The organism is Lactobacillus sp. UMNPBX17 (assembly GCF_002553735.1).
GTDB lineage: Bacteria > Bacillota > Bacilli > Lactobacillales > Lactobacillaceae > Lactobacillus > Lactobacillus gallinarum.
Window position 1 is genome coordinate 1 of sequence record NZ_PCYT01000145.1, and the last position, 1199, is coordinate 1199.

The 1199-nt window shown below is 33.7% G+C and carries 2 protein-coding genes; both read right to left on the bottom strand.

Annotated features, from left to right (window positions below; all coding sequences use genetic code 11):
• Positions 1-126: 126 nt before the first annotated feature.
• Complete coding sequence (locus CP368_RS09995; RefSeq protein ID WP_233185891.1) at positions 127-795, bottom strand: multidrug ABC transporter permease; 669 nt, start codon at positions 793-795, stop codon at positions 127-129.
• 80 nt (positions 796-875) lie between these two features.
• On the bottom strand, positions 876-1199 hold a 324-nt coding region (locus tag CP368_RS10000), incomplete at its 5' end, for an AAA family ATPase (RefSeq protein ID WP_233185892.1).

A 1199-nucleotide genomic window follows, 5' to 3' on the forward strand; every position in this document is an offset into this window, starting at 1 on the left:
ATTGATTGCTGTATTGTAGATCAATTAATACCAATAACAAAAGATTAATAATAGGCAAAATTAAAAAATAAACAAATCGTGTTTTCCAATTTGCCAAAAATGAAAGTGAGGAAAATTGTGTTGCCATTAGATTATCTTCAACGTTCCTTTCTCTCGCGCTAAATCATTAATTTTTCTAACCATAACTAAAATTAACAATATCCAGATCAGCATACTGCAGATATAGGCCAAAATATTGGTCATATTCCCTGAATAAAGCAAAACCCTAACTGGCATAGTCATTGGCAAAAAATATTGTGATACTTCCATCAATGGTAGAGAAATCACTCTATTACCAAATAATCCTGTTAATAGTAAAATTGGAATATTAATCAACGCTTCGTAGACTAACGCGTTAGGAGTTAAGGTGAAGAAAGCCGCGATTAAAATATCCATTGTAGCTGCAGCAATCCAAAGCAAGATAACTATCCCAATGAATTTTAAATCAATTGTGCCCGTTGCTACTGAGAAGATTTTTGCTAAAAGAAATGACAAAGGAAAAGCAAGCAGGCCATAACTCGAAGCTGGTAAAAGAAGAGCAATCAAGGATGCTCGCTCATCATAGCGCGTGTTAATAATATAAGGAAGTGTTCCTTGAAAACGCTGATATCCTATACTTCCTGCAGCGGTAGTACATGAAGCCCATAAACCAAATACTGCACTTCTTATCCAGACCATTGGATCATTTAACCCATGATTAGCGTAAGCAATTGTGTACTGTAAAACGAAAATACTAACTGTACTAGTTATTGTCAACCAAAAGAAATACTGATTAGATATGTACAGCTTAAATTGAAACCAAAAAAGTCTTAAAAACCTCATTAATTCATCCCTTATTATTCTCTTCTAAGTTGTGGTGCTAAGGCAAGGTATGATTCTTCAAGTGTTGCTGGTCTATCAATTCGTTTAACTTTAGACAATTTCACAATATCTTGAACTGTACCTTTTGCGTGAACTTTGCCTGCACCTAATAAAACAATTTGATCTGCTAATGCTTCAACTTCTGACATCATGTGACTAGTTAACAAAATACTAATGTCATTTTGTGCTAAATTCTTAACTACATTTCTGATATTAGTAGCAATTTCTACATCTAAGCCATCAGTAGGTTCATCTAATAATAATAATTTAGGATTTCCTAGAAGTGCACGTGCAATGTG